This is a genomic window from Proteus sp. CA142267, from assembly GCF_003336825.1.
GTDB lineage: Bacteria > Pseudomonadota > Gammaproteobacteria > Enterobacterales > Enterobacteriaceae > Proteus > Proteus terrae.
On record NZ_QPMG01000026.1, the window covers coordinates 1 to 639 of the forward strand.

The following is a 639-nucleotide window of genomic DNA, read 5'->3' on the forward strand; positions in this document are numbered from 1 at the left end:
CTACGCTTACACACCCAGCCTATCAACGTCTTAGTCTTAAACGTTCCTTTAGGTCACTCAAGGTGACAGGGAAGACTCATCTCGAGGCAAGTTTCCCGCTTAGATGCTTTCAGCGGTTATCTCTTCCGCACTTAGCTACCGGGCAATGCCATTGGCATGACAACCCGAACACCAGTGGTGCGTTCACTCCGGTCCTCTCGTACTAGGAGCAACCCCTCTCAATCTTCCAACGCCCACGGCAGATAGGGACCGAACTGTCTCACGACGTTCTAAACCCAGCTCGCGTACCACTTTAAATGGCGAACAGCCATACCCTTGGGACCTACTTCAGCCCCAGGATGTGATGAGCCGACATCGAGGTGCCAAACACCGCCGTCGATATGAACTCTTGGGCGGTATCAGCCTGTTATCCCCGGAGTACCTTTTATCCGTTGAGCGATGGCCCTTCCATTCAGAACCACCGGATCACTAAGACCTACTTTCGTACCTGCTCGAGCCGTCACTCTCACAGTCAAGCTGGCTTATGCCTTTGCACTAACCGCATGATGTCCGACCATGCTTAGCCAACCTTCGTGCTCCTCCGTTACTCTTTAGGAGGAGACCGCCCCAGTCAAACTACCCACCAGACACGGTCCCCGA

At 53.8% G+C, this 639-nt stretch carries 1 rRNA gene; it reads right to left on the reverse strand.

Annotation, left to right across the window (positions count from 1 at the left end):
* Positions 1–639, reverse strand: a 23S ribosomal RNA gene (locus C0T34_RS18075); the annotation flags it as partial.